The following is a 25,251-nucleotide window of genomic DNA, read 5'->3' on the forward strand; positions in this document are numbered from 1 at the left end:
GAAGCATGATACAACGCACTGCTCTGACGACTTCAGCCCTGGCCGTCTCCGCCGCGCTCATCCTCTCCGGCTGCACCGGAGACGATGCGCCTGCGTCCGAGGAGCAGACAGCGACGGAGACCGCTGCCGCTGAAAACGAGGAGACCGCAGCCTCAGGCGGCGACGAGCAGACCGCCTACGGCGAGCTCATCGACGGTTTCCCCGCGACGATCGAGCCGCTGCCGGAAGCCGAGATCGTCTCCTCCACCCTCAGCCCTCTCGACGAGCAGCCGGCCGAGGGCAAAGACGCCGAGGCCACTGAGGCACCCGAGGGTGAGGACGGCGCTGACGGCGAGGACGGGGCTGAGGGCGAGAACGCCCCGGCTGACAGCGAGCGCATCGGCGTGTCCCTCGTCCAGCTGAGCGAGAAGTCCGAGGAGGAGATCCTCAAGTTCTACACCGACTCACTCAAGGACAAGGGCTTCGAGACAGTCGGAGACGCCGCCAAGGAAGGCGATGTCACCACACAGGCGTTCCACGACACCAAGAATGACCAGACGCTGTCGCTGACCGTCGGGCCCGGACCGGACGATGACGCCGATAACCGGCAGGTCACCGTCGGCGGAGTCGTGCTGCGATGAGCGCAGCCGCCACCACCGTCACCGCACTCACACCTGCAGACGAGGTCATCGCCGCTGTCGATGCCGTCATCGATGATCACCTGCGGACCACCGCTGCACGCATGGCCGAGATCTCACCGGTCACCGATGAGCTCATCGACCCGATCCGCGCATTCAGCGCCAAGGGCAAGCGGATCCGGGCACTCATCACCTGGTGGGGCTACGAACTGGCCGGCGGCACCGACGCTGCGAACTCCGGCATCGCCCACACCGCTGCAGGGGTCGAACTGCTGCACGCGGCAGCCCTCATCCATGACGACATCATCGATGACTCCGAGACGCGCCGCGGCCAGCCGGCCGTACACACGTACTTCCGCGCGATGCACCGCGACCGTGATTGGACCGGTGACGCGGTGCTCTTCGGCGATGGCGCTGCGATCATCGCCGGGGACCTGTGCCTGAGCCTGAGCGAGGAGCTCTTCAGCGCCTCGGCGCTGGCGGCGTCGGCCACAGCCGAGGCGGTGCGCCGTCACAACGACTTCCGACGCGATGTCATGGTCGGCCAGTATCTCGACATCCGCCTGCAGGCCGCCCCGGTCGCCGGTGCCGAACTGCTGCCGCGTGCCGATGAAGTGCTGACCTACAAGTCAGCGAAGTACTCCGTCGAACAGCCGCTGCTGCTCGGCGCTGCCCTGGCCGGGGCCGACGCCGCTCTGCTGACGGCGCTCTCGGACTTCGGTCTGCCGCTCGGCCGGGCATTCCAGCTGCGCGATGACGAACTCGGCGTGTTCGGCGATCCGGCAGTCACCGGCAAACCGGCCGGTGACGACCTCAGGCAGGGCAAGAAGACCGTCCTCATCGCCCTGGCGCTGCAGGCGCTGGCCGCCGGTGACAGCGCGTCAGCCGATCAGGCGGGCTGGCTCATGCGCCGGCTCGGGCAGCCGGACCTCAGCCTCGACGAGCTGCAGCAGATGAAGGATCTCATCGAGTCATGCGGGGCGTTGGAGAAGTTCGAAGCCGAAATCGACGCACAGCTCACCTCAGCCCATCAGGGTCTCGACGCGCTGGCCGCCCACGGTGTCAGCGACGCGGCCCGGGAGCAGCTGGCGCAGTACGCGCTCATGCTCACGCGCCGCTCAGCCTGAGGCCTCAGACCGCCAGCGCCTGCGCGCGGCGCCGGACCTCCTTCTTCGATCCCGAGCGCAGCAGGTCGATCGGCCGGCCCGGCAGCGAATCGTCAGGGGTGAACAGCCAGGCGATCGCCTCGTCATCGGCGAAGCCGGCATCGGCCAGCAGCATGAGTGTGCCCTGCAGGTTCTTGACCGGGGCGTCGCCGTCGATGAACAGCGCCGGCACCTTGAAGACCTTCGGAGAACCGTGCTTGAACCCGATGAGCGCGCGGTCCTCGACCAGACGGCGGACCTTCGAGATCCCCAGCCCCGTCTGCTCGGCGATGTCCGGCAGCGGCAGCCACTCGTCGACGAGTGCCAGCGCCTGCGCAGAATGGTCGGGCGAACCTGGCTGAGATGAGCCGGAAGCGGCGGTTGAATCAGTCACAGATCTCAGGATAGTACCGACACGCCGAGTGCGCATGCTCGCACGTGTGGCGCAGCGCAGTCGTTAAGCTGGGAACAACTGTAACCGCAGCTTGTCTTCCCCCATCAGAACTGCAGGTCGTACATGAACAGGGCATCGCACCGCCCGCCGCACGGACGGGCGCGACAGACATCGGCTCGGGCTGCCGTCCCGTCGCCGTTGACCGTGGCATCGCATTTCGCATCCCAGCAGGCCGCACAGCGTCTCCCTGCTGCTGACGAACATGCCTCGGCAGCGCCCGAACCCACCACCGACCCGACCCTGCAGCCGGGCTTCAGCCCCGCCTTCACCCCGCGCGCTGCGCCGGCATCCGATGCCCAGCCGGGATTCACCTCGGGCACGGTCAGCGAAGCGATCCCGGTCACCCACGGCGGGCGCACCTACAAGGTCCGCACCGGCGACACCCTCATCTCGATCGCCAAGCGCCACGGCGTGTCCGCCCCGGCGATCGTCGAACTCAACGACCTGCGCGGCCGCAGCGCGGTGCGACCCGGCCAGATCCTGTCGCTGCCGGCGAAGAACATCCACCAGCAGCGCACCGCCGGTCACCGGGTCGCCGCCGGCGAGACCCTCGAAGCGATCGCTGAGCGGTACCAGATCTCGGTGCCGGCCCTGCAGGACGCCAACGCGATGGGAGACTCGACTGTCATCCGCGAGGGTGAGCTGCTCGCGCTCTCCGGTTCGGGGGCGACCTCGAACCGCGCCCGCCAGCACGTCCCGGCCGCCGAGCTGCCGCAGCTGCCCACCGACCACCGCGGCACCCCGTACCCCGCCGAGGTGCTCGCGGCAGCCCGGCACAACAAGTGGATCCTCCAGCAGCGTCCCGCCCTGCACAAGCGCGACATCGCCGCGATGGTCCGCGGGATCGCCGACTACCTCGGAGTCGATGAGCACCTCGCATCCGCCTTGGCCCAGCAGGAGTCCGGGATGCGCCAGCAGGTCGTCTCACCGGTCAACGCGATCGGCGTCATGCAGGTGACCCCGCGCGCCGGAGCCTGGGCTGCCGAGCTGCTCGACGAACCGGTCGACATCCTCGACACCGCCGAGAATATCCGCGCCGGCCTGGCGATCCTGCGCTGGCTGCTCGAACACACGGACTCCGAAGCCGAGGCGCTGGCCGGCTACTACCAGGGTCTCGCCTCGGTTGCGGCACACGGGCAGCACCGCGACACGCGCCGATTCGTCCACAACGTCCAGGTGACCGCCGAACGATTCCGCAGCCAGGAGAGCACATCATGAAGACCCTGCACGATCCGCTGCTCGGTGTCGTTCTCAACGAACGCTACCGAGTCGAATCCGTCATCGCCCGCGGCGGCATGGCGATGGTCTACCGCGGCACCGACCTGCGCCTTGACCGCGAGGTTGCGATCAAGGTCATGCACCAGCACCTGCTCGACGACGAGACCTTCGTCGAGCGGTTCCGCCGTGAGGCCATCCACGCCGCCAGGCTCAGCCACCCGAATCTCATCGCCGTCCACGACCAGGGCTCCGACGACCGGGCTGTCTACCTCGTGATGGACTACCTGGAATCGGTGACGCTGCGCAAGGAGCTCAAGCATCGCGGCAGCCTCACGCCGCGGCAGGCGATCGTCGTGACCGATGCGATCCTCGCCGCCCTCGAGGCGGTGCATGGTGCCGGCATCATCCACCGTGACCTCAAGCCCGACAATGTGCTGCTCGGCACAGACGGGCAGATCAAACTCGCCGACTTCGGCCTGGCCCGCGCGGTGAGCACGTCGACGACGACGAAGACGCTCATCGGCACTGTCGGCTATGTCGCACCCGAGCTCGTCACCCGCACCGGCGCTGATGAGCGCACCGACCTGTACACGGTCGGGATCATGCTCTACGAGATGCTCACCGGCAGCCAGCCCTACACCGATGACGTGCCGATCCAAGTCGCCTACCGTCACGTCCACGACACGGTCCCCGCGCCCTCCGAGGCGGTCGCCGGGGTCAGCCCGACCCTTGATGCGATCGTGCTGTGGGCGACCTCCCGCAAACCCGAGGACCGGCCTGCCGATGCCAGCGAACTGCGACTGGCCCTCGCTGAGGCGCGCACCCAGCTGAGCGAAGAGGAGCTCGATCTGGCTGAGGGCAGCGGAGCACCGGTCGCCGATGCTCCGGTGCTCACCGCCACCATCACCATCGACGACGGCGATCCGGCCGAGCCGCGGCAGAAGGAGCCGAAGGCGCGCACTGATGAGATCCCATACCTCGCCGAGGGCGAAGACGACGCGACCTCAGCCGGCGCACCTGCCCCGCTGGCACCGGCCGCCGCCGCGGCAGCCCGGTCTGCCGCTCCGGCTGAGGGTCTGAGGCACAGCGGCCGAAACCGTCGGCGCACCCGCACGGCACTCGGTCTTTCGGCAGCGGCTGCTGTCATCGCGCTGGCCGGTTGGGGTGCGATCGCCTCGGTCGAGACGACGGCCGAGGTGCCGGCTGCCGTTGCCGGTCAGGAGCAGGCCGATGTCGCCTCCGCGCTCACGGCAGCCGGATTCACCACTGCCACGCGTGAGCAGTTCAGCACTGCGGTGCCGGCGGGGAAGGTGATCGGCACCGAGCCGGCAGCCGGCACCGAACTCGACAAGGACGCCGTCGTCACGATCCTCGTGTCGAAGGGCGAGGAGCTCTTCGCAGCCCCGGATGTGTCCAAGATGACCGAAAGCGAAGCGCGCTCGGCGATCGAGGGAGCCTCCCTGCAGGTGGGGGCTGTCGACCGTGAGCACTCCAGCTCCGTGCCCGAGGGTTCGGTCATCTCCCAGTCACTGGAGCGCGGCGAAGAGGTCGCCAAGGGAACCGAGATCGACCTGGTCGTCTCCAAGGGCGCAGAACCGCTTGTCATCCCGGATGTCACGGGAGTCTCATATGAGGCCGCCTACGGTCGCCTCGCCCGAATGGGTCTGCGGATCGCCAAGGACGAGGTCTACAGCGATCACACCCCGAAGGGCGATGTCGTCGCACACTACCCGAAGGCCGCCGCGAAGAAGAACCCCGGCGACCTCGTCATCCTCAAGGTGTCGAAGGGCAAGGAGCCTGAGAAGCCGAAGGACGAGGACACGAAGGCCGACGACGACAGCTGAGCCTAGCTGCCGTCTGTGGAGGCCTCGGCTGGGCCCCGCTGCCGCCTGTGGAGCAGCTCCAGCCTCAGACGAGGCTGGTGAGCACCTCAGCTGCCGTGTCGATCTGCTCGGGTGAGACATCCCGGTGGGTGACGAGCCGGACGCTGTTCTCCCCCATCACTGAGACCCGCACCGAGCGCTCGGCTGCCTGAGCGGCGAACTGCTCGGCGTCCACCGGCAGGTGGCTCACGTCGAGGAAGACGATGTTCGTCTCCACGGTCGCCGGGTCGACGATGCCCTCGCGGGCGGCTGCCAGGGCGTCGGCGAGCTGCCGGGCGTGGGCGTTGTCGTCGGCCAGTCCGGCGACGTGGTTGTCGAGCGCATACAGCCCTGCGGCGGCGAGGATGCCGGCCTGCCGCATGGCGCCTCCGTAGCGCTTGCGCAGCAGACGAGTCTTCTCGATGACGTCCGCACTACCGACGAGCACGCTGCCCACGGGTGCCCCCAGGCCCTTGGACAGGCACAGGGAGACGGTGTCGGCCTGCCGGCCGTATTCCTCGGCGGAGATCCCGGTGGCTGCACAGGCGTTGAGCAGGCGCGCACCGTCCATGTGGACGGCGACTCCAGCTGCTGCGGTCTCACGCCTGAGTGTGCGCAGCTCGTCGATGTCGGCGATCCGCCCGCCGCCGAAGTTGTGGGTGTTCTCCACCGCGATCGCAGCAGTGCCGACCTGGTGGTAGCCGCGCGGTCGGCTCATGAGTGCGAGTGCGTCGGCGGCGGTGAAGGTGCCGTCCGGTGAGACCCAGGTGCGGGAGGTGACGCCTGCCAGGGCGGCATGACCGCCGGCCTCGGCTCGCAGCACGTGTGCCTGGGATTCGGCGATGAGCTCCCAGCCGGGTGCGACCAGTGCAGCGACACCGAGCATGTTCGTCATCGAACCAGAGGGGCAGAAGATGCCGGCCTCGTGTCCGAGCAGGGACGCCACGCGGGCTTCGAGGGCGTTGATCGTCGGGTCCTCACCGTAGACGTCGTCGCCGACGTCGGCGTCCATCATCGCCTGGCGCATGGCAGCATCCGGGCGGGTGACGGTGTCTGATCGCAGGTCGATCATCGTGCGGGCTCCTCAGCTGGTGGTGGTCAGGCAGGCATGCGGCGCGGCAGCCTGCCTGCGGGTCATCCGTGTTCCTGCTGGTGCTTGGTGAGGTACTCGGCGACCTGGAATGCCATCTCCAGTGACTGATCGTGGTTCAGCCGCGGGTCGACGAGCGTTTCGTAGCGGCGGCGCAGGCCCTCGTCGTCGATCTCGCTAGCTCCGCCGAGCACCTCGGTGACATCATCGCCGGTGAGTTCGATGTGCAGGCCACCGGGGATGGTGCCGGCGTCGTAGTGCGCGTCGAAGAAACCGGCGACTTCTGCCATGACGTCTTCGAACCGGCGGGTCTTGTACCCGGTGTTCGAGGTGATGGTGTTGCCGTGCATCGGGTCGCAGACCCACGTGACGTGCGGAAGCTGGTCGCCGATCTGACTGAGCAGGCGCGGCAGGCCCTCGCGGATCTTCTCCGCGCCCATGCGCGTGATGAACGTCAGCCGGCCCGGCTCTGCTTCGGGATCAAGCTTCTCGGCCAGGGCCATGGCGTCATCGTAGGTGGCATTGGGCCCGAGCTTGACGCCGATCGGGTTGCGCACGCGGGAGAGGAAGTCGACGTGTGCTGAGTCCAGCTGGCGGGTCCGCTCCCCGATCCACAGGAAGTGACCGGACACGTCGTACGGGTCTCCGGTGCGCGAGTCGATGCGGGTGAGCGCCCGCTCGTATTCGAGCAGCAGGGCTTCGTGGGCGGAGAAGAACTCGACGGATTTGAGGCTGTCGAAATCGGCGCCGCAGGCCGCCATGAACTTCAGCGCCCGGTCGATCTCACGGGCCATCTGCTCGTAGCGGTGATAGTTCGGATTCGAGCCGAGGAAGCCGCGGTTCCAGTCGTGGACCAGTCGCAGGTCGGCGAAGCCGCCGGTCGTGAAGGCGCGGATGAGGTTGAGGGTCGACGAGGAGATGTTGTATGCCTCGAGCAGCCGGTTGGGATCATGCCGGCGTGCCTCAGGGGTGAACTCATAGCTGTTGACGATGTCACCGCGGTAGCTCGGCAGCTCGACGCCCTCGCGCACCTCGGTGTCCGATGAGCGCGGCTTGGCGAACTGGCCGGCCATCCGGCCGATCTTCACCACCGGCAGGGATCCGCCGTACGTGAGCACGGCAGCCATCTGCAGCACGGTCTGCACCCGGCGGCGAATCCGGTCGGCATCGGCGTCGGCGAACGACTCAGCGCAGTCACCGCCGGCGAGCACGAAGGCCTCTCCGCGGCTGGCGGCGGCGATGCGCTCGGTGAGCTTGTCGGCTTCGCCGGCGAAGATGAGGGGCGGAACGGACCGCAGCCGCTCGAGAACGGCAGCGAGTTCGTCTGCATCCTCGTACGTCGGCTGCTGGCGAGGCGACATGGAGCGCCAGGCGTCGAGGCCTGTGATGGTCTCTTCGCTGGCTTCTGCCTGTCCGGCGGCCTGGTAGACGCGGCTGATGTTCACAGTCTGTGTTCCTTCGATCGATGGGAGTGACGATGCCTCCATGGTCTCATGGCGGCATCGGCACGCAGGTGCGGTGTCCGGTGTGCGAACGGCAGGCTGGGAAAGCTCAGCTTTCGCCTTCGAAGTCCTCCGGTGAGACATGGTCGAGGAAGTCGCGGAACTGTGCGACCTCCTCTTCGTCTGCCTCGGGAGCTTCGATGCCGTTCTCCTGAATGAGCTGCTCATCGGCCAGCACCGGGCATTCGGCGATGAGCGCAAGCGCGACAGCGTCGGACGGGCGCGCGGAGATCGTCTTGCCGTCGGAGGTGTGCAGTTCGGCGAGGAAGGTGTGGTTCTCCTTGCCGGTGATGACCACTTCCGCCAGCTCGGCCCCGTAGGACTCGAGGATGTCGAGCATGAGGTGGTGGCTCAGCGGCCGCGGCGGTGTCAGACCGCGCTGGGCAATGCCGATGGCGTTGGCTTCGGCCGTGCCGATCCAGATCGGCAGATAGCGCGGCAGATACAGGGCCTTGAGCAGCAGAATCGGCTGGTTGGCGGGCAACTCGATGCGTACCCCGACGACTTCGACGCTGACGTAGGCCATTTCGCTCAGCTGCTGCGTGGACGCTGCTGGAAGATCATCCGGAACTTCCCGATCTGCACATCCGCGCCGTTCTGCAGCTCGATCGAATCGATGAGCTGACGGCCCACGTAGGTGCCGTTGAGCGAGCCGGTGTCGCGCAGGGTGAATCCGCTCGGGGTGCGGACGAACTCAGCGTGCTTGCGCGAGACGGTCACGTCATCGAGGAAGATGTCGGCATTCGGGCTGCGTCCTACGGTGACCACGTCGGTGTCGAGCAGGATCTGCGCTCCGGCGTCAGGGCCGGAGACGACGACGAGGAGCGCATCGGTCTCCTGCAGGTGGTTGAGATCGGAGACCGGGTGGATCTCACCGGTGCGCGGGTCGAGGATGCTCGGCACCTGCTGGTCGTGGCCGCCGACAGGCTGGTTGCCGTAGGCATTCGGAGACGCCTGAGTGCCGGCTTCGGGCTGGCTGCCCTGCGGCTGCGAGCCGTAGCCCTGCTGCTGCGGATCCGACGCCTGCGGAGCGCCGTAGCCAGGCTGGGAGCCGAAGCCCTGCTGTTCCTGCGGGTACCTCTGCTGGGGCTGCGAACCGTACTGCTGCTGCGGCTGCGCACCGGCATCGTACTGCGGCTGGCCGCCATAGGGCTGCTGCGAGCCGTACTGCGGCTGCGAACCGAACTGCTGCTGAGCGGCAGGTCCGCTGCCGTACTGCTGGGCGTCGTAGCCCGGCTGCTGCGGAGCTGCGGGCGCAGGCTGCTCACCGCCAGCGTGGGAGCCGCCCTGGTTCTGATTCGGGCCGGTCGGGGTCTCACCGGTCTGATACGGGAAAGCGCGCGGTTCGCGGGCGGAGTCATCGCCGCCGTACCACGGAGTCTGTCCCGCCTCATCCTGCGGGTAGTTCTGCTGGGACATCAGGCTCCCTCGCTTTCCACTGCTGCGGCATACGCGTCTGCATCCATGAGCGTATCAAGCTCAGAGACATCGCTGAGCTCAACGTCGAAGAGCCATCCGTCACCATAGGGATCGGAGTTGATCACTTCCGGGGCGTCTTCGAGGGACTCATTGACCGCGATGACCTCACCGCTGACCGGGGCGACGATGTCGGAGACGCTCTTGGTGCTCTCGACCTCGCCGCAGTTCTCGTTGGCCGTGACGCTGTCACCCACCTCGGGGAGATCGACGAACACGACGTCGCCGAGCTGATCCTGCGCGAAATCGGAGATGCCCACGCGCACGACAGATCCCTCACGAGTCTCGGTGACCCACTCGTGGTCACGCGAATACCGCAGTGAGGCTGGGAAGGTCAGGTCGGGCATGTTGTCTCCTGCTCATCGTGGTGGTGTACCCAGCATAACTGGTCGACAGAATGAAGATAACACTAGAGCAACATCACAGAAACCATGCATGCGAAAACGCACGCGAGGTCATCCGCTGCCCAGCTGCGGGACGATGCTGTCGATGTCGAGACTCGTCTCCTGGCTGATGGTCATCGCCCCGCCGCGCTTCTCGACCGTGTCGTAGATGCCGCCGGGGATGCGCAGGGCGGTGTCCATCGTGTCCGGCTGCCCGATCGCCAGGATCCGGATCGGCAGGTCCACCGGTTCGCCGTCGATCTCCAGACCGCCGGTCGGGGTGTCGGTGAAGTAGGTGGACACGACCACGCGGTGCCCGCCGATCTCGATCGCCTCCGCCCCGGCATCGCGCAGCTCCTGGACCAGGGTGACGAGATTGGAGGCGCTGAGCTGACCGGGCTGGGCGGTGATCGTCACATCGATGCCGGGCCCGGTCACCGGAACCGTGCCGGTGATGATCTGCATCGACCGAGCCCGCTCCTCGGCCTGCTTCTGCGCAGCCTCCTGCTGGTTCGTCGAGGATCGCAGCTCGTCCTCATCACGGCGCAGCGAGGCGGATTCCTGCTCCAGGCGCTGGTTGCGGGAATCGACGTCGCCGAGGATGCGGATGAGCTCAGGTTCGGACAGCTGCGAGAATCCCGCGTCCTCGGTCTGCTGTAGCTGGGCGACGAAGGCGAAGCCCAGCAGCGCACACAGCACACCGGCCAGCAGCTGGGAGCGATTGGCCCGGAACTTCAGCGCGCTTGAGAGCCGGCCGACGACGTCGCGCCGGGTGCCGGCGTCCTCAGGCTCGGGGTTGGGCCCAGGCAGACGAGGGGCGGCGGGCGCATCCTGCTCGCCGTCCGCTTCGAGACCGGAGTCCGGCAGCGGCTTGCCCTGCTCGCGGGCCAGCGCCTCACGCCGGGTCAGCGGCCGGTCCTCTGGGTGCGGCTGCTGGGCGCTCATCTCTTCGTCTCGATCAGCCATCGGTCACGCCTTGAACAGCTGCCGGCGGATTGCGGCGGCGTTGGTGAAGATGCGGATGCCGAGGACGACGACGACGCCGGTCGAGAGCTGCGAGCCGACGCCGAGCTTGTCGCCGAGGAAGACGATGAGCGCGGCGACGAGCGAGTTGGAGAAGAACGAGATGACGAAGACGCGGTCGTCGAAGTTGCCCGAGAGCACTGCGCGCAGGCCGCCGGCGAGCGCGTCGAGGGCTGCGACCACGGCGATCGGCAGGTACGGCTGGATGACGGCGGGCACTTCGGGATCGAGGACGATCCCGAGGATGATGCCGATGATGAGCCCGATGATCGCGATCACTGTGTCTCCTCAGAGTCTGCTGTTTCCTGGCCCTTCGGCTGAGCGTACCGGGGTTGTGAGAGCTCGGCTGCCGGGATCGTCACCTCGGCGGAGGTCGAGGCGGAGTAGCCGATCCCGTAGTCCTTGCTGATGGTGGCCAGATAGCTGGCCGCCTGGGTCTGGTCGAGGCGGTCGATGAGGTCGTCTGGGCCGACGGCGACGACCTCGTAGGGTGGGCGCAGCGGGTCGTAGTTGACGAGGATCGCCCCGCCTGCGCTGCGCACCGCCGAGGTGGTGGTGATCCGGTGGTCGTTGACGGCCACAGCGTAGGCGCCCGAGGCGAACATCGCATTGATGACGGCCTGGATGTCCTCGTCGTGAACCTTGTTGGCCTCCGGCGGGGCTTTCCGCGGGTCATTGTCAAGCGCACTGGTGTCCTGATCGGTGAGCGTCAGCGTCACGCCCGGTCCGGTGACCGGGGTCAGCGCGGCCTTCTCAGCCAGCGCTTCCAGCTCGCTGCTGCGATCCTCGCCGAGGACCGACGTCTGCGCTTCGCTGAGCCGGGCGGCACGCTGCTCATTGGAGGCGGCGAGGTCCTCGTTCTCCTGCGAGCGCTGTTCGATCTGCTCGATGAGGTAGTCCGCTGTCGTACGCTCTCCCCCGCTGCCGCGAGTCAGCTGGACCACGGCGATCGAGCCGGTGAGCCCGAGGAACACAGCGACGATGCCTGCGATGAGCTTGGTGCTCGGCCGCTTGGGGGCCCCGGACTTGGCCGCCAGCTCGTAGTCCGGCTCAGGAGTGCGCAGCCACAGCGACTCGAGCAGCGAGGACGAGTAGGACTCGCGCAGCGCGTCGCTGCCCCGGGATGTCACCCGTCGTTCAGCGAACCTGCGAGCGCGCCGGAGGCGCTTGGTCTCGGGCATCCGGCGGCCTCCTCTCGTTGATCGCACCCGGGTGCGCGTGAGACTGCGTGCAGCACGTCGGGCCCGTCAGCGGGGCCGCATGCGCAGCAGCATGCTGAGACCGATCATCTCATGAATCGTCGGTGCCGATGGCGCGGCTGTGAGGTGTGCCGCAGTCGTGCGGGAGTTTTTGCTCCAGCCGAAGTGCCGATATACAGTTAGACGAGCCGATTCGCAGGATCGTCTGCATGATCGGCATCGGGCTATGGCGCAGCTTGGTAGCGCGCTGCACTGGGGGTAAGGTGGCTTAGCCCTGGTTTGCCCGGGAACAAATGAATAGCGGGCTGTGGCGCAGCTTGGTAGCGCACATCACTGGGGGTGATGGGGTCGCAGGTTCAAATCCTGTCAGCCCGACGTAAAAGCCCAGGTCAGAGCATGTTTCTGACCTGGGCTTCGTCATGTCCCGCTTCGTTTACAAGCGCCGTTGGATCCTCTTGAACCCCTCGCCCGCGCCCTCTCCGGAGGGTGCCTGAAGGCGCCCAAGTTGATCACCCGGGACCAAACCGGAACCAGAAGCCCATTTTCGGCCTCAGAGGCCACGCTCGTCGGGACCAGGCTTCGACTTCCCGCGCCTCTTGCCCGAGGGCCGCTCGGGCGCCTCTGTCTGGGCGTCGAGGAACCTGTTGGCCAGCTCCCCGCCTTGGCGATATGGCCGAGATCGGGGTGCAGGTAGCCCTTGGTCGTGTCGATCGATTTGTGGCCGAGGATCTTCTGGAGCACATGCAGCGGGATGCCGGCATCGGCCATCCAGGTCGCTCCCGTATGCCGCAGACCATGCCGGGACAGCTGCGGCAGCCCCATCTCGGTCACGAGCGAATCCCACTTCGTGGCCCGGCTGACGTTCGCGGTCGTGATCACTCCGCCGCGCACGCCGATGAGCACCCGGTCGGTCGGTTCCTTCCCGGTCGTCAATCGTTCGAGGACGGGCACGAGCGGGCGCAGGATTGGCACGGGCCGCTCCTCCCTGCCCTTGGTCTGCTTTGTCACGAGCCCGCTCGAGGAGGGGAAGGTCTGCTTGCGGATCGTGACGATGTTCGCGTCCCAGTTGACATCCTCGACCCAGAGACCCGCGACCTCGGAACTGCGCGCCGACAGGAGCGCACACAGCATCACGTAGTCGGAGTAAGGCTGCCCCGCTTCCCCGCAGGCCCCGGCGAGCTTGGTCAGCGTCTCCAGGTCCTTGATCGCGTGCGCGCGCGGAGAAGTATCGGCGGGGCTGCTGAAGTCGAAGACCGAGCTCTTCCCATAAGAGCGACGGGAACGGTTGCGCGCCGGGTTCTTCTCGATCAGCTCATCCCGCACCGCCTCGTCGAGCACGCGCACAAGCGCGGCGACCGAGGACTTGATCAACGAGGGCGAGAGCTTCAGCTCCCAATCATCGATGGTCCTATCGATCATGCCGGTACTGATCCCTGCCACCGGCACATGCCCCATCGCCGGAATCACCCGCAGCCGGAGTCCTGCCCAGTAGCCGGTGGCAGTCGAGGTCGGGTCGAGGCCGCGCTTCCAGCGGTCGCCGATCTGCTCGATGTAATCGCTCAACGTGATCGTCAGGTCCACCCCGGCCTTCGCCGAACGTTGCAGCTGGTCGAAGAAGGCCTCGGCCGCTTCCTCATCGGGAACGACCAAGGCCCGGGTGATGCGCTTCTTCGTCGCCGGGTCGGTCCACCTGACCCGCGCGCGCACGACGGAGACGCGTAGTTCGACGTCAGTGGAGACCTTCACCCCGATCGGCGGGAACGTCGGCAGTCTCTCAGGTGCGCTCATGGGTCTGTTCCAGGGAAGCCAGCCATGCCTCGACGGCCTCGTATCGGTAGCGGGCGATCCCGCCCATCTGCATGAACGGTGGCCCCTTCTCATCCACGCGCCAGCGCGACAGCGTCGACTCGGAGACCTTCAAGTAGGCGGCGACCTCCCGGCTGTCCATCAACGGGGAGACGAGGATCTGCCCGCTCGGCTCGGTCACGGCCGCTCGCTCCACTCGGAGTTCACGATCTCCTGGACCTCGGCGTCCTGGGCACGCTGACGCTCGAGGACCTGGTCTTCGACGAAGGAGACGAAGTCCTCGTTCCGATTCTCCACCGGGTACTCGGTGCTGTCGGTCGGGGTGAACCCCTCGGCCTCTCCGCCAGGCCAGGGAGTGATGCGGGTGGCCCGGTCACGGTCGAGCCGGCTGCCGGAGATGGTGACCCAGTCGCGGAGGCGTTCGCGGGCGGCGGCGAACTCGGCGTGGAAGACGACGCCCATGTTGCCCTTGGCCTGCTGGTCGTAGCAGGTCAGCCACTGCTGCCTGAGCGCGGAGAGTTCCCAGATCATCTCCCAGTGTCGATGCCACATCGGCGGAATGATCTGCGGCGGCAGCCCATACGTGTGGCGCAACCAGTCCACGAACTGGTTGAGCTCGAGGAGCTCGTGCTCGAGATCCTCCGGACTCAGGCGGGTCCAGTCGATGGTCCGCGGGACGCTGCCAAGCTGCGCGCGGAGGTCTTTGGCGTACTCGCGCGAGACCATCTGCTTGACCTGCTTGAGCACTTCCGGGGCAGATCGGAGATGTCAGCAGGTTCGTCGGGGTTCGTCGGTGTCGGCATGATGCCTCCCGGGTCGCAGGGTCACGAAGAAGAAGGGTGCGCGACGGTCAGCGGTGAGGGCGGCGTGGGGTGCTGACCGCCGCGCGGTCTGAGGGGGTCTTACCGAGACATCGCCTCGTGCCCGGGCGGCTCCGCGCGGGCCGGAGCGGGCTCAGCGGCAACCTCGTTCTGTCGCTGCGCGAGCACCTCGGCGACCGGGTCACCTGCCGGGGCCTGCCCTGCCTGGGGCTGCTGCCCGTCCGGCGGGCCCGCATTCGGTGCCGCCGGTGGCGCCTGCGCCGGGGCCGCAGCAGGAGCCTCCTGCTGCACGGGAGCGTTCTGCGGCGGCGCAACGGGCGGCTGCGGAGCGACCGGCTGCTGGGGCGCCGCCTGTTGCTGTGCGGGCTGCTGGGGAGCCTGCTGCGCGGGCTGGGCAGGCGCCGTCTGGGCCGGCTGCTGCTGCGCCGGTGCCTGCTGGGCAGGAGCAGCCTGTGCGGGTGCCTGTTGGCCGGGCTGCTGCTGCGCGGGTGCCTGCTGGCCGACGGGCTGCTGGCCCGCTGCCTGCTGCTGGGCCTTCTCGCGGGCGACTGCGTCCTGGCGGACGGCCTCGCGCTGCATCCCGTCTCGCTCGGCCGCATACCTCTCGGGCCCGCCGCGGTGGACGGTGTAGGTCGTGACGTTGTTGTCGTGGCCGATGTGCGAGGCGAGGAAATACTCCTCCGTGACCTGCTGCCCATCTCGGGTGGCGGTGTATTCCTTGTTGGCGCCGAAGGCGACGATGTCATCCCCTCTGCGGAACTTCTCGTGCGCCCGCTGCGCGGAGGCACCGAACATGACCATTCGGGTTTCGAGGGGCTCGAGTTCCTGCAGGACCCCGTTCTCATCGATCTGGGTCTGCGGGATCCCGACCCACGCGGAGAACCGCGGATCGTTGTTGACGGTCATCGACAGCTGCGGCCTGGACTTGATGAACCCGGAGATGCCGGGGCCGGTGGGAACGGGCATGATGCTTCCTCTCACTTCGAACCCCAGCGGTCTCACCGGGGCTGTCCACCAGGTATGGGCCTCTCCCGGCACACCGCGACGGCGACCATCAGGTCACAGGGCAGTCATGCAGCCGAGGGCTTCTCGGTGCCCGATTGGGTGCCCGCGCGCAACAGCTCCTCGATCTGGGCGCGATCGGTGCGCAGCTGGGCGGCGTCGGCACGGGTGGGCCAGGCGCGCAGTTTCGTGATGATCGGGCGGGCGGTGTGCAGCATGACCACCCCGGTCCCAAACGGCATCGTCCGTAGCGTGTCCGGGGGCAGGATCGGTACCCGTCGGATGGAGCGCTGGTTCGAATGCGACCCGTAGGCATCGGTGCTCACCGAGTCCGTGGTCTCGTCTCGTTCTCCGACGAGGGTGGAGACGTCTTGAAGGTCCTTGGAGTTGCTCGCCCCGCCGAGGAGGATCTTCACGATCGAGGCATCCCAGAGCGCGTTCGCATTGTTCTCGCCCCACTTCTCCCTCGCCTGCGCCAGGGACTGCAGCACCGGCAGACACGTGATCCCGGTACCCCCGCCTTCGGCCATGAGCACCGGCAGCGCCGGCAGCGGCGCCAAGTTCCCAATCTCGTCCAATGCCAACAGCAGGGCCGGGTCCATCCGGGCGCCTGCTGAGCGGGCCGCGAGCTTCCGGGCGGTCTCGACGAGGTCTTCGATGAACGCGGCCACGAGGGCTGCGGCCGCTCCGGAGCCGCTGCCGGTGGCCAGCAGGTACAGGGTGCCGTTGGCGGTGAGAAACTCCTCCGGGTCGAACGCCTCGTCGGGACCCGGTGAGACGGCATCGAGCACCCGCGGATCGGCCAGGGCCGCGAAGGCCAGGGAGACGCCTTGCCAGATCGAGTCCCTCGTGCGGGGGTCGGCCTGGACCATCGCGTCGAGAGAATCGGCCCACCCATCGGCAGCATCCGGATGGGTCGAGAGGATACGGACCGCGTCGGCAGCAGTGGTGGGGTTGAGCGCCCACTGGTAGACGGTGCGTGCACCCTGCCCGTCCAAGGCTGCGGCGTGGAGCATGGCCTGGATCGCTGCGGCGGTCTTGCCCTCCCAGAAGCCCCCATCGGAGACGCCGCCGAAGTTCGCTGCCGTCGCCAGGCCCTTGGCCCGGATCATCGCCGTCAGGGGGTCGGCGCAGCCGCGGACCGGGCTCCACCGCATTCCCGCCGGCAGGCCCGGTGCCAGCTGCTGCGGATCGAAGATCGCCACCGGCCCCTTACGTTCCCGTGCTTTCATCGTCACGGTCAGGTTGTCCGGCCGGGTCGAGGTCGCGATCACCGGGCCTGCGGCATCGAGGATCATGTTGATCACGATGTTCAGGCCCTTCCCGCTGCGTGGTGGGCCGAGCAGCAGCATGGAGTCCTCGATCGTGGCCCACACCTGCCCGCCCCGCGTCGTTCCCAGCAAGTACCCGACGTCGCTGGGATCGCCCCGCCCCGTCAAGGACGGACGCAGCGTCGATGCCCTCTGGATGAGGACTTTCCGGGAGGCCACGCGTGCGACTTCGTCTGCCGTCGCCGTCCCGTCCAGGCGATGGATATGGTTGCTCTGCTTCGATCGGCGCGCGATCCGCCAGACCAGCCCGGCCAGCAGCGCGAGACCGGTGAGAGTGAGGAGCACGAGCGCCCAGAACACGAACGGGTTCAAGCCTGGTGCTCCCATCGCCGCCCCGGGGTCTAACGGGGAGGCGAAGACACCGATGCCGGTCGCGGGACAGCCGGTCGGTTGCGGCCTGCCGGTGACGAACGCGGCCGCGGAGCCGATACCGCGTAGGAGCAAGGCGAGGGCGGCGAATCCGGCCAGAGCGCCGAGGGCGAGACTGACGAGTTGGTCATTGGGTGGGCGGTTGTTCACGAGCGGGTCTCCTTCGTGCCAGCCGGCCAGAAGAAGAGGCCGGGCAGCACTCAGGTGAGTGGCCGGATCGTCACGCTGCGCGAGATGCGCCCGGTCAGCACCACCTCGACCGGCTCGGGCAGCTCGTCGATGTCGAGCTCGCCGGGGTCGATGAGGACACGGGTACGGCCACCGGCATCGGCGGAGGCGTGCCGGATGAGGAGGCCGACGAGGATCTCCTCCCCGGGGGTGAAGCCCTCCCCGGTGAGCTCGACCAGCCCGAACTCCTCCGCACCGTCGTCGGTGCTGTCGGTGTCGTCGTCGCCTGGGGTGTCAGGCTCGGGTGGTGGCGGGTCGAGGATGTCCGCGAGCACGCGACCGTCGGGTTCGTGCATTTCGATGCGCGTGGCGACGCCGAGGGCGCTGACTTGTTCGGCGATATGCGTCCAGAAGTCAGCGCGGGCGATCGTGGTCGCGGTGGCCTTATCGCCGTTGGTGGTCACCACGAGGGTGTCCTCGTGGGCCTCGGCGACGATCAGCGGCAGCACCGGAGGGATCGCCTCTGCCCGGGCCGCGGTGTGCCTGCCGGTAGACGTGCTGGAAGGGCGGGAGCGTTTCTGACGTGATCTCACACCCGGCAGGTATGTCGCCTCTCCGGCCAGTCCGGTTCTACGGTGCGTTCACCGCGCTTATCAGGCGAGCAAGCGCGAGACCCAACAGGAGGACGCCCACGATCGCGCAGATGCCGCCCCCGATGCGCAGGAGCCGGCCGCCGCCGCTCTCTGGGTCCGCATCGTTGGGGGTGAACACCGGAGGCCCGCCGACGCTAGGACTTCTCTGCTGTGCTGGTGGTGCGGTCAGACGCCGTTCGACGCTGCCGTCGAGGTGGTGGATCTCCACGTGTGTGCGCCCGCCCATCTGGCCGGCGAGCTCGTCGATCGCCGCGTCGAGCTCGCTGGTGTGGATCGGGGCGCAGGGCATGCGGGTGCCGTTGATCGTCGCGATCAGCCACGCCTCATCGTGGGCATCGAAGCGAAGTCGGGCCGGGGTGACATTTGCTGAAGTGTCCATACCCGGCAGGTACGGACACCACACCCCCGCTACCGAGACCATGCACCCGGACCCCGCGGGCTCGGGCACCGGGACTGTGTCGGGGCCTCTTCGTGTCAGGGCAGTTCCCGGGTTCGCTGCGGCGAATCGGTCACAGATCGAATGCGGTCGACGCGGGGATTCTCGATGTTCATGGTCGCTGAGCGTGCCGCAGCGGACAGGCACTTTTCTGAGGTTCGCTCTTCACGAGCGGAGTATCTCGTACACTCGCCCCATGGCAAGGAAATTCGTGTCCCAGATTACCGACGACATCGACGGCGAGATTCTCTCTGAAGAGGACAGCGAGACGATCCAGTACAGCATTGACGGGCGGCACTACGAGATCGACCTCGGTCCTGCCAACGCGAAGAAGTTCCGCGAGGCCCTGGAGCCGTATGTCTCCGTCAGCAGAAAGTCTGCCGCCCCCGCACGGACGCGCCAGTCACGAGCCAAGACGACGAAGCCCGGTCACGGGCTCGACATGTCGGCTGTCCGGTCCTGGGCGCGCGAGAACGGGCACACTGTCCCGGACCGCGGCAGGATTCCGAATGTGGTCTTGGACGCATACGAAGCCGCCCATTAAGGTCAATCGCTCGAGCTCGGCCTAAACCTTGATCCACCGATGTAAGTAGTCGGATCAAGCCGTGCGTGGAATGGAAATGCCCCTTCTGAACTGGGAAAATGGTGATGTTCTCAGTCAACATTCCCGGCCAAGAAAGGGGCACCTCTCAGGTGCTATTCAATCACACACCCACGGCTGTGTCTCATTCCTTCGATGACGAGAATCTCATCGCGACCACCGGGCTGGTTCCGATCATGTGCCTGGCCCAGAAGGCCGGCTTGCTCGACCTCGCCGACGACAAGCTGACCGTGTCGACTACTGGCGCTGACAAAGGCGCGAACCCAGCTGCGAAACTGGCCACACTCATCGGCGAGATGGCTGCCGGAGCCGACTCGATCGATGACATGAACCTCGTCCGCCACGGCGGCATGACACGCCTGTTCGACCGTGTCTACGCCCCTTCGACTCTGGGATCGTTCCTGCGCTCGTTCGCCTTCGGCCACGTCAGACAACTCGACGCGATCTCGTCTCGCTTCCTGACCAACCTCAATGAACACACACCACTGCTGCCCACCAGCGAAGACACTGGACAAGCAGCGATGATCTTCGTCGATATCGACGACACCGTCATCGATGTTCACTCCGCGAGGAAACAGGGAGCTGGGTTCGGCTACCAAGGCAGTCGTGGACTCAACGCAATCCTGGCGACCGCATCGACTTCCGGCTCCAGCCAGATCATCGTCGGCCAGCGCCTGCGCAAAGGCTCAACCTCGTCAGCCCGGGGTGCTGACAAGTTCGTCTCCGATGCTCTGGCCACCACGGCCCGAATCAACTCCGACCTCCCAGCCCTGGTCAGGGCTGATTCGGCGTACTACTCCTCACAAGTGGCCAAAGCCGCCCACGATGCCGGGGCTCATGTGTCGATCACGGTGCGCATGGACAAGAAAGTCAAAGCAGCGATCGCCACGATCAGCGACGACGCGTGGACGGGCATTGAATACCCGGATGCGATCTATGACGAAGAGGCCAAGACCTGGATTTCGAAGGCTGAAGTCGCTGAGATCCCGTTCACCGCGTTCACCTCGAAGAAGAAGTCCCTGCACGCCACCGGGCGGCTGGTCGTCCGCCGCATCCCGGAGCTCAACGAGACCAAACGAACTGCTGGACAGGACCCCTTGTTCGACTTGTTCCGCTACCACGCGTTCTTCACCACCGTGGACAAAGACCGTTTCGACACTGTCGCTGTTGATCACATGCACCGCAAGCACGCGAGCATCGAGCAGATCAATGCGGAACTGAAAAACGGTGCCCTGGCGCATATGCCTTCTGGGGTGTTCAACGCCAATGCCGCCTGGGTGACGATCGCAGCGATCACTCACAACTTGCTGCAAGCCGCTGCCGGACTCGCTGGTGGGCGGATGAGCAAAGTGCGCTCAGACGCTGCGGACGCGGATCATCGGCATCCCGGCCCGGATCGCTCACCGGGCCAGGAAGCTGTTCCTGCATCTGCCGAGAGCCTGGCCGTAGGCGACGGAGTTCTCACGGCTGTGGCAATCGGCGTTGGGGCCACCCCGGACAATGCCGGCCTGATCAACCCGCCCTTGGAAGGGGGCCCGAGACCGGAGTCATGGAGGAGACCCTGGCAAGCGAAGTGTGGAAGAGACCGGTGAAAGGCCGGGACACTACCTCCTGCCCACTCATCGCGTCCGCGCTCGAATCCGAATGAACCCCCGGACATCAAGCAGATCGGTGGATCAAGGCTAAACGGGTGGCGTTCATCAGAAGTGAATCGGCCCGGGTTTGATGCAGTTGCTGTTTGAGTCCGGAAGGTGGACAGCATGCCGAAGAAGATCGATCCTGAGCTGCGCGTGAGGTGCGTGCGGCTCGTCATGGATCACCAGCAGGAGTACCCCACCCTGACCGCGGCGACGGCTGCGGTGGGGCGCCAGGAGGGCCCGGGGCGAAGGGCCTAGCCAAGAAGATCCTCAAGCGACCCGTCTGCAGGGCGTCGTCCGAGAGCGCTGCCACCACTCACATCGAGCAGCGTACCTGTGGTCCGTGATGCGGAGTCCGACATGAGGAACGTGATCGCATTTGCTACATCGGCAGGGTCGGCGACGCCGCCGAGCGCGGAGAATGACGACATGTAGGCTCGCACCGCGACGTCCTGGAAGGCAGGGTGCCCGTTGTCAGTGAAGCCTGGCATCACCGTGTTGATCCGGATCCCACGCGCTGCGAGCGCTTCTGCCGCATGGAAGGTGAGTGCCTCCAGAGCAGCCTTGCTCATCGCGTACACGATGTCGCCAGAACTCGAGAACCGAGTCGCCACTGAAGAAACGTTTACGATGCTGCTTCCAGGACCCATGAACTTGGACAGGCGCTGAGCAAGAAAGAAGGGGGCACGCGCGTTGAGAGCAAAGTAGTGATCAAACTGCTCCATTGTCGCGTTGTCAAACGACGGTCCGACCAGTTTGGCGGCACTGTTCACGAGACCAGCCAGTGTTGATTCAGAGGCATCGGACAGTGCCAACTCGACAGCGGCGACAAGATGCGTCTGCCCGGCGGGCTCAGCCAGGTCGGTTTGGACCATCGTTGCGCTCATGCCCACGTCAGCGATCTCAGCTTGGAGTTCCAGCGCCTTGTCATGGCGGGTCCCGTATTGGACGATGACGTCGTAGCCATCACGGGCAAGCCTCAGGCTTGTGGCGTATCCGACACCGCCAGTTGCTCCGGTCACGACAACGTATTTGCGGGCCGCATCATTCATCTTGTTCTCCATTCTCGTTATTTACTCTCGTCGGGCTGGGGTCATAGCGCGCACGGACACTGTTGATTGCGATTGCGGCGATCGTCGAGAGCCTCTCTTCGGCGTCTGCCCATTCGCCGGTGAATCCCAGGAGGTCTTTCGTCCCCATGCCCGCTGCCACGAACAGCCAGGCAACGGAGTTGATGTCGGCGTCCGGTCTGAGGTGACCGAGATTCTGCGCTTCCTCGAGGTTCCGGAGAACAAACTTTTCCCAAGTGCGGAACGGGTTGATCTTTCGCTCGGGGAAGCAGTCCGCAGCTTCAGCGGCGATGCGAATACCTGCACGCGCGATCGAGTCATGCGCTAGGTTCCGACCGACCAGGCGGAACGCCAGTTGCAGTCGTTCGAGGGGGGCGGCGGTGGTTTCCGCCGCTCGTTGCTGTGCGGCCCGCATGGTCGATCCCTCATAGGTGAGGATCGCCGTCCCCAGCGAGTGCATAGTTGCGTACGTGTCCACCAACACTTGATACGGCAGGTCGACGGCCTCCGCGACCTTCTCGAGGGTCAAGGTTTGATACGGCTGTGACGTCAGCACATCGGCAGCCAGTTCAAGGACTTTTTGATTCTCGTGTGTACTCATTGTTCCTCCACATGCGCGAGCTGCGCAACAACGCGCACACCGGTCGAAGTGGAAGAGTCGGTCGTGATCAGTTGGATCCGGCGGCCGTCTCTTTCGATGAGGCGTTCATGTGTCGGCGCAGTTCGGCTGGTAATTGATGCTGGCAGGGGCGCCGGTGGGCTCGGTAATTGGATGCTCATGGTTCGCATCCACAGTTGTCCGCCTTCGCGGTCCGCCCCTTGCCGTTTTGCCATCAGAACCTGGACGATCTGGCCCATGGTAACTAGGTAGTCAATGACTGTCACCGAGGGCCAGAATTCGCACTCCAGACCGACCGGGGCTTCTTGTGTTTCAGTAGGGCGCGTGAACTCATGTTCCGCCTCCAAGACCCCGGACGACGAATCGAAGTTCGTGAGAGTAGTTACGCAGTCAGTGCTTCTATAAAGCTCTTCGTAGATATCGGTCGCTCCGGCCTGATACGGCTCAGTATCCATAGTCGACCGAGTGAGGCAAAGTCTCGCTTTAATGTTTCCGACTGACGCCGTGAAGGATCGTGATTTCCCGGTATCCTCCGGTGGCGCGGCCGGTTCGATCACCACTGGCACGGTCTCAAGATTCAACCACGGCTGACTGCCGGCCCGAAGGTGAATCGCAGAAACATACTCTCCTGGCGGTCTGCTCCAAGTTCTGCTGATGGCCCGCAAGGGGAGGGTTACTGCATCGATTGTGCTTAAGTGCGGAGTGCGGCGCGATCCGTCTTCCCGCACCGACCAGTCCTCCGGATACGACACGTGTCCCACGCCTTCGAACACGTCCGGATGCCCTCGCTCTCCTTCGAGCTCCTGCGTCACGGTCCGGTAGCCCGTGCCGAAGAACCTTCCGGCAGCGGGTCCCAGTGCTTCTTCCAGGCGAGTTGGACGCCACCCGTCGTTTGGCTTCATGCTCTCAGATCCTACTGTGTAACGCATCACTCTGGCGGCTGCACGCCGTCAAAGTGGGGCTCTGTTCCTTTGGCCCGCATGCTGGTAGCGTTACAGTTGTGACTACTAACACGAGGCGACGTAACAATCCGGCCATCAGTCAGGCCCTCTTCCAGGCGGCCGAGCGGGTCATGACGACCGAGGGGTTCTCTGAGCTCACCGTCGATGGGCTCGTAAACGAGGTTGGCACGAGTCGGCCTGCGTTCTACCGGCGCTATCGGAGCATCGCTCGACTCGCTCTGGACGTCATCCTGGAACGATACCCAGACGCCCCGTCGTCGAACACCGGTTCGCTTCGCTCGGATTTACTGGCGCTCCAACGTAACGACGTTGCGATGATGACCTCGCCCCTCCTGATGCACAACCTGCCGGCACTGCTTGAGGCAATGCGGACGGACGAGGCAATCCGTCGGTCGTATCTGGACCGCTTCATTGCCCCTCGACGGCGGAATGTTGCCGATGTGATCGCGGCAGCGGTTGGGCGAGGTGAAATTGCGGAGAAGGATGTCGATTCGGAGTATATTTGTGATCTGCTTTTCGGTCCGCTGCTTTCTCGGATACTGCTCCCGACGGAGCTCCCCGTCACAGATGTGATCGCCCGGCAAACGGTCGCCACGGTACTTAAAGAGCTCGGCGTGGCGAAAACTGGTCAAGCCTAGGTAAATCATCCGCCAAGCGGCGCTGTGTCCTAGGTCCGTTCGAAGCGCAGACAAGAGGGAGGCATCCAGTGAGTTGTCCAAACGCTCCGAAGAGGGGTCATCGAGCTGGATCTCAGCGCGGTCTCGAATGCCCTTACTGCAGCGCTGGTTCTTCGGGAGGCGCCACCGCGCCCGCATCCGTGCGATCAACACCAACAACTTCGCACTTAGGCACGGGCGCGACGCCCTCGAGGTATGTGCCCAGCACGCTGGCGAGCGCCGAGCTTACGAAACTCGGCGAACAAGCGCTTGGCATCCTCTTGACCGGAACCGCTGATAAGCGGCTCGAGCAGGCGCTCAACGTGCTCATTGACGCCGCGGCCGAGGAAGAAGGCACGCCGCTGGACGGATCGCTGCGGGGACACTATTGGTGCGAGTTACTTGAGCAGGCAGCAGTCTCTATCCAAGAGCTCCTTGCTGTGCCTGGAGCCGCAGTCGATGCGATCGTTGACCAGCTAACCGCGCACTGGTTGCCCCAGGTCGTTATGAGAGTCGCACTGAAGTCACTCCTGAACGCCGCCATCAGCACGTGCCCTGGAATCGCCTCCCTGACAACTCTCCATCTTCAGATCGCAGCAACCGCGATCTCCCTCTGTCCCAAACCTGAGCAGCATCCCAGCCTGAACGCCACGTGCGCGGCACCGTTGACGAAGGCCGGTATCTCCCACAGTCTCGCCTCCACTTAGCCGGGAAATCGTGTCGTTGTCGGGGCCTGTCCCGCCCTGGACCGGTCAAGGACCGCTGCAAACACGTACCGAAGCTGCCCTGGGCCTCGACTTCACCTCTTTTGTGGCGTGGATGACTACGAATCGGACTTGCATCGCTACCTGAGTTCGATTGTGCCAGATCTCCGCTTTCCACTCTGAGGAATCTCCTCCGCTCCTGCTGTCGGTCCGAACTAGTTGGTCGCGAAACCCACCTGGCAACGGTGGGTCCGCCGAGGAAAGCCTGTGGTCGGCGAGGCCCAAGTGTAAGCACAGTAATTTCCGTACTCTCGCCGTACGGGCGACTGAACGTAACGCGCGGACGTTCACGCATAGCTAGGTTTCATACCTAGGGCGTGTCTGACAAAGTTTACGGTTGGTTTCTGGAACTCTTGAGTCATGTCTCGATTCCAGCTGCTCACTGAT

At 65.8% G+C, this 25,251-nt stretch carries 27 protein-coding genes, 1 tRNA gene and 1 pseudogene; 10 read left to right on the forward strand and 19 right to left on the reverse strand.

Features of this window, described 5'->3' with window-relative positions:
- Positions 1–5: 5 nt before the first annotated feature.
- Positions 6–620: a hypothetical protein gene (locus H9634_RS05350; protein WP_191725696.1), complete on the forward strand. Its 615-nt coding sequence runs from the start codon at positions 6–8 to the stop codon at positions 618–620.
- Positions 617–1,744: a polyprenyl synthetase family protein gene (locus tag H9634_RS05355; protein ID WP_191725697.1), complete on the forward strand. Its 1,128-nt coding sequence runs from the start codon at positions 617–619 to the stop codon at positions 1,742–1,744. Before H9634_RS05350 ends, H9634_RS05355 begins: the two co-directional genes overlap by 4 nt.
- 4 nt (positions 1,745–1,748) lie before the next feature.
- Here the strand turns inward: H9634_RS05355 and H9634_RS05360 are convergent, their stop codons facing one another.
- Positions 1,749–2,090 (reverse strand): Rv2175c family DNA-binding protein, encoded by a 342-nt coding sequence (locus tag H9634_RS05360; protein ID WP_225210639.1) that lies wholly within the window; start codon positions 2,088–2,090, stop codon positions 1,749–1,751.
- Between the two features lie 270 nt (positions 2,091–2,360).
- Between H9634_RS05360 and H9634_RS05365 the strand changes: the two genes are divergently transcribed.
- Both H9634_RS05365 and pknB read left to right on the forward strand, forming a co-directional pair.
- The gene (locus tag H9634_RS05365) at positions 2,361–3,434 is read left to right on the forward strand and encodes a LysM peptidoglycan-binding domain-containing protein (RefSeq protein WP_318245007.1); all 1,074 of its coding nucleotides are present in this window, start codon (positions 2,361–2,363) and stop codon (positions 3,432–3,434) included.
- The gene (gene pknB, locus H9634_RS05370; RefSeq protein WP_191725700.1) at positions 3,431–5,278 is read left to right on the forward strand and encodes a Stk1 family PASTA domain-containing Ser/Thr kinase; all 1,848 of its coding nucleotides are present in this window, start codon (positions 3,431–3,433) and stop codon (positions 5,276–5,278) included. Before H9634_RS05365 ends, pknB begins: the two co-directional genes overlap by 4 nt.
- 64 nt (positions 5,279–5,342) lie before the next feature.
- On the opposite strand, the gene H9634_RS05375 is transcribed toward pknB, so the two are convergent.
- From H9634_RS05375 to H9634_RS05410, 8 genes are all read right to left on the reverse strand, one after another.
- Positions 5,343–6,368 carry a threonine aldolase family protein gene (locus tag H9634_RS05375; RefSeq protein WP_191725701.1) on the reverse strand — a complete coding sequence of 342 codons (1,026 nt, stop codon included), beginning with the start codon at positions 6,366–6,368 and terminating at the stop codon, positions 5,343–5,345.
- Between the two features lie 62 nt (positions 6,369–6,430).
- On the reverse strand, positions 6,431–7,831 hold the full coding sequence (locus H9634_RS05380; protein WP_318245008.1) for a class II 3-deoxy-7-phosphoheptulonate synthase: 1,401 nt from the start codon (positions 7,829–7,831) through the stop codon (positions 6,431–6,433).
- 106 nt (positions 7,832–7,937) lie between these two features.
- Entirely contained in the window at positions 7,938–8,414 is a 477-nt protein-coding gene (locus H9634_RS05385; protein WP_165882712.1) for a bifunctional nuclease family protein, read from the reverse strand.
- 5 nt (positions 8,415–8,419) lie between these two features.
- A complete protein-coding gene (locus H9634_RS14990) occupies positions 8,420–9,307 on the reverse strand; it encodes an FHA domain-containing protein (protein ID WP_404801668.1) in 888 nt (295 codons plus the stop codon).
- Positions 9,307–9,711, reverse strand: coding sequence for a glycine cleavage system protein GcvH (gene gcvH, locus H9634_RS05395; protein WP_165882711.1), 405 nt, complete (start codon positions 9,709–9,711; stop codon positions 9,307–9,309). The genes H9634_RS14990 and gcvH overlap by 1 nt, the downstream gene beginning before the upstream one ends.
- A gap of 108 nt (positions 9,712–9,819) precedes the next feature.
- Positions 9,820–10,713 (reverse strand): DUF881 domain-containing protein, encoded by an 894-nt coding sequence (locus H9634_RS05400; RefSeq protein WP_191725703.1) that lies wholly within the window; start codon positions 10,711–10,713, stop codon positions 9,820–9,822.
- 3 nt (positions 10,714–10,716) lie between these two features.
- Positions 10,717–11,049 carry a small basic family protein gene (locus tag H9634_RS05405; RefSeq protein WP_165882709.1) on the reverse strand — a complete coding sequence of 111 codons (333 nt, stop codon included), beginning with the start codon at positions 11,047–11,049 and terminating at the stop codon, positions 10,717–10,719.
- Positions 11,046–11,951, reverse strand: a complete 906-nt coding sequence (locus tag H9634_RS05410; protein ID WP_165882708.1) for a DUF881 domain-containing protein — start codon at positions 11,949–11,951, stop codon at positions 11,046–11,048. The genes H9634_RS05405 and H9634_RS05410 overlap by 4 nt, the downstream gene beginning before the upstream one ends.
- Positions 11,952–12,270: 319 nt before the next feature.
- Between H9634_RS05410 and H9634_RS05415 the strand changes: the two genes are divergently transcribed.
- A tRNA-Pro gene (locus H9634_RS05415) sits at positions 12,271–12,344 on the forward strand.
- 42 nt (positions 12,345–12,386) lie between these two features.
- On the opposite strand, the gene H9634_RS05420 is transcribed toward H9634_RS05415, so the two are convergent.
- The 7 genes from H9634_RS05420 to H9634_RS05450 form a co-directional block, all read right to left on the reverse strand.
- Complete coding sequence (locus H9634_RS05420; RefSeq protein ID WP_191725704.1) at positions 12,387–13,757, reverse strand: site-specific integrase; 1,371 nt, start codon at positions 13,755–13,757, stop codon at positions 12,387–12,389.
- On the reverse strand, positions 13,744–13,956 hold the full coding sequence (locus H9634_RS05425) for a helix-turn-helix transcriptional regulator (RefSeq protein WP_241241407.1): 213 nt from the start codon (positions 13,954–13,956) through the stop codon (positions 13,744–13,746). The genes H9634_RS05420 and H9634_RS05425 overlap by 14 nt, the downstream gene beginning before the upstream one ends.
- Complete coding sequence (locus H9634_RS05430) at positions 13,953–14,522, reverse strand: hypothetical protein (RefSeq protein WP_191725705.1); 570 nt, start codon at positions 14,520–14,522, stop codon at positions 13,953–13,955. The genes H9634_RS05425 and H9634_RS05430 overlap by 4 nt, the downstream gene beginning before the upstream one ends.
- 155 nt (positions 14,523–14,677) lie before the next feature.
- Positions 14,678–15,562 carry a hypothetical protein gene (locus H9634_RS05435; RefSeq protein ID WP_191725706.1) on the reverse strand — a complete coding sequence of 295 codons (885 nt, stop codon included), beginning with the start codon at positions 15,560–15,562 and terminating at the stop codon, positions 14,678–14,680.
- Between the two features lie 104 nt (positions 15,563–15,666).
- On the reverse strand, positions 15,667–17,448 hold the full coding sequence (locus H9634_RS05440) for a type IV secretory system conjugative DNA transfer family protein (RefSeq protein WP_191725707.1): 1,782 nt from the start codon (positions 17,446–17,448) through the stop codon (positions 15,667–15,669).
- A 50-nt stretch (positions 17,449–17,498) separates the two neighbouring features.
- A complete protein-coding gene (locus H9634_RS05445; RefSeq protein WP_165882704.1) occupies positions 17,499–17,975 on the reverse strand; it encodes a hypothetical protein in 477 nt (158 codons plus the stop codon).
- A gap of 121 nt (positions 17,976–18,096) precedes the next feature.
- A complete protein-coding gene (locus H9634_RS05450; RefSeq protein WP_165882703.1) occupies positions 18,097–18,498 on the reverse strand; it encodes a hypothetical protein in 402 nt (133 codons plus the stop codon).
- A gap of 253 nt (positions 18,499–18,751) precedes the next feature.
- On the opposite strand from H9634_RS05450, the gene H9634_RS05455 reads away from it, so the two are divergent.
- The 3 genes and pseudogenes from H9634_RS05455 (at position 18,752) to H9634_RS14710 (ending at position 21,051) form a co-directional block, all read left to right on the forward strand.
- A complete protein-coding gene (locus H9634_RS05455; RefSeq protein ID WP_165882702.1) occupies positions 18,752–19,099 on the forward strand; it encodes a histone-like nucleoid-structuring protein Lsr2 in 348 nt (115 codons plus the stop codon).
- A 176-nt stretch (positions 19,100–19,275) separates the two neighbouring features.
- Positions 19,276–20,668, forward strand: a pseudogene (locus H9634_RS05460) (IS1380 family transposase).
- A gap of 248 nt (positions 20,669–20,916) precedes the next feature.
- The gene (locus H9634_RS14710) at positions 20,917–21,051 is read left to right on the forward strand and encodes a hypothetical protein (RefSeq protein ID WP_263598794.1); all 135 of its coding nucleotides are present in this window, start codon (positions 20,917–20,919) and stop codon (positions 21,049–21,051) included.
- Here the strand turns inward: H9634_RS14710 and H9634_RS05465 are convergent.
- The 3 genes from H9634_RS05465 to H9634_RS05475 are packed head-to-tail and all read right to left on the reverse strand — an operon-like array spanning position 21,048 to position 23,384.
- Positions 21,048–21,857 carry an SDR family NAD(P)-dependent oxidoreductase gene (locus H9634_RS05465; protein WP_191725708.1) on the reverse strand — a complete coding sequence of 270 codons (810 nt, stop codon included), beginning with the start codon at positions 21,855–21,857 and terminating at the stop codon, positions 21,048–21,050. The genes H9634_RS14710 and H9634_RS05465 overlap by 4 nt on opposite strands.
- Positions 21,838–22,464, reverse strand: coding sequence for a hypothetical protein (locus H9634_RS05470; protein ID WP_191725709.1), 627 nt, complete (start codon positions 22,462–22,464; stop codon positions 21,838–21,840). Before H9634_RS05470 ends, H9634_RS05465 begins: the two co-directional genes overlap by 20 nt.
- Entirely contained in the window at positions 22,461–23,384 is a 924-nt protein-coding gene (locus H9634_RS05475) for an AvrD family protein (RefSeq protein ID WP_165882698.1), read from the reverse strand. The genes H9634_RS05470 and H9634_RS05475 overlap by 4 nt, the downstream gene beginning before the upstream one ends.
- Before the next feature lie 98 nt (positions 23,385–23,482).
- Between H9634_RS05475 and H9634_RS05480 the strand changes: the two genes are divergently transcribed.
- Positions 23,483–24,082, forward strand: coding sequence for a TetR-like C-terminal domain-containing protein (locus tag H9634_RS05480; RefSeq protein WP_165882697.1), 600 nt, complete (start codon positions 23,483–23,485; stop codon positions 24,080–24,082).
- Between the two features lie 236 nt (positions 24,083–24,318).
- Positions 24,319–24,807: a hypothetical protein gene (locus H9634_RS05485; protein WP_165882696.1), complete on the forward strand. Its 489-nt coding sequence runs from the start codon at positions 24,319–24,321 to the stop codon at positions 24,805–24,807.
- Positions 24,808–25,251 lie beyond the last annotated feature (444 nt).

Source organism: Brevibacterium gallinarum (assembly GCF_014836885.1).
Classification (GTDB): domain Bacteria; phylum Actinomycetota; class Actinomycetes; order Actinomycetales; family Brevibacteriaceae; genus Brevibacterium; species Brevibacterium gallinarum.

What these genes read in the sequence shown, in the direction of transcription:
- H9634_RS14710 (WP_263598794.1), top strand. Translation starts at nt 20,917, where the DNA reads ATGCCGAAGAAGATCGATCCTGAGCTGCGCGTGAGGTGCGTGCGGCTC.
- H9634_RS05455 (WP_165882702.1), top strand. Translation starts at nt 18,752, where the DNA reads ATGGCAAGGAAATTCGTGTCCCAGATTACCGACGACATCGACGGCGAG.
- H9634_RS05375 (WP_191725701.1), bottom strand. Translation starts at nt 6,368, where the DNA reads ATGATCGACCTGCGATCAGACACCGTCACCCGCCCGGATGCTGCCATG.
- H9634_RS05470 (WP_191725709.1), bottom strand. Translation starts at nt 22,464, where the DNA reads ATGAGTACACACGAGAATCAAAAAGTCCTTGAACTGGCTGCCGATGTG.
- H9634_RS05385 (WP_165882712.1), bottom strand. Translation starts at nt 8,414, where the DNA reads ATGGCCTACGTCAGCGTCGAAGTCGTCGGGGTACGCATCGAGTTGCCC.
- pknB (WP_191725700.1), top strand. Translation starts at nt 3,431, where the DNA reads ATGAAGACCCTGCACGATCCGCTGCTCGGTGTCGTTCTCAACGAACGC.
- H9634_RS14990 (WP_404801668.1), bottom strand. Translation starts at nt 9,307, where the DNA reads ATGTCCCAGCAGAACTACCCGCAGGATGAGGCGGGACAGACTCCGTGG.
- gcvH (WP_165882711.1), bottom strand. Translation starts at nt 9,711, where the DNA reads ATGCCCGACCTGACCTTCCCAGCCTCACTGCGGTATTCGCGTGACCAC.
- H9634_RS05400 (WP_191725703.1), bottom strand. Translation starts at nt 10,713, where the DNA reads ATGGCTGATCGAGACGAAGAGATGAGCGCCCAGCAGCCGCACCCAGAG.
- H9634_RS05465 (WP_191725708.1), bottom strand. Translation starts at nt 21,857, where the DNA reads ATGGAGAACAAGATGAATGATGCGGCCCGCAAATACGTTGTCGTGACC.
- H9634_RS05435 (WP_191725706.1), bottom strand. Translation starts at nt 15,562, where the DNA reads ATGCCCGTTCCCACCGGCCCCGGCATCTCCGGGTTCATCAAGTCCAGG.
- H9634_RS05350 (WP_191725696.1), top strand. Translation starts at nt 6, where the DNA reads ATGATACAACGCACTGCTCTGACGACTTCAGCCCTGGCCGTCTCCGCC.
- H9634_RS05420 (WP_191725704.1), bottom strand. Translation starts at nt 13,757, where the DNA reads ATGAGCGCACCTGAGAGACTGCCGACGTTCCCGCCGATCGGGGTGAAG.
- H9634_RS05475 (WP_165882698.1), bottom strand. Translation starts at nt 23,384, where the DNA reads ATGAAGCCAAACGACGGGTGGCGTCCAACTCGCCTGGAAGAAGCACTG.
- H9634_RS05355 (WP_191725697.1), top strand. Translation starts at nt 617, where the DNA reads ATGAGCGCAGCCGCCACCACCGTCACCGCACTCACACCTGCAGACGAG.
- H9634_RS05450 (WP_165882703.1), bottom strand. Translation starts at nt 18,498, where the DNA reads ATGGACACTTCAGCAAATGTCACCCCGGCCCGACTTCGCTTCGATGCC.
- H9634_RS05410 (WP_165882708.1), bottom strand. Translation starts at nt 11,951, where the DNA reads ATGCCCGAGACCAAGCGCCTCCGGCGCGCTCGCAGGTTCGCTGAACGA.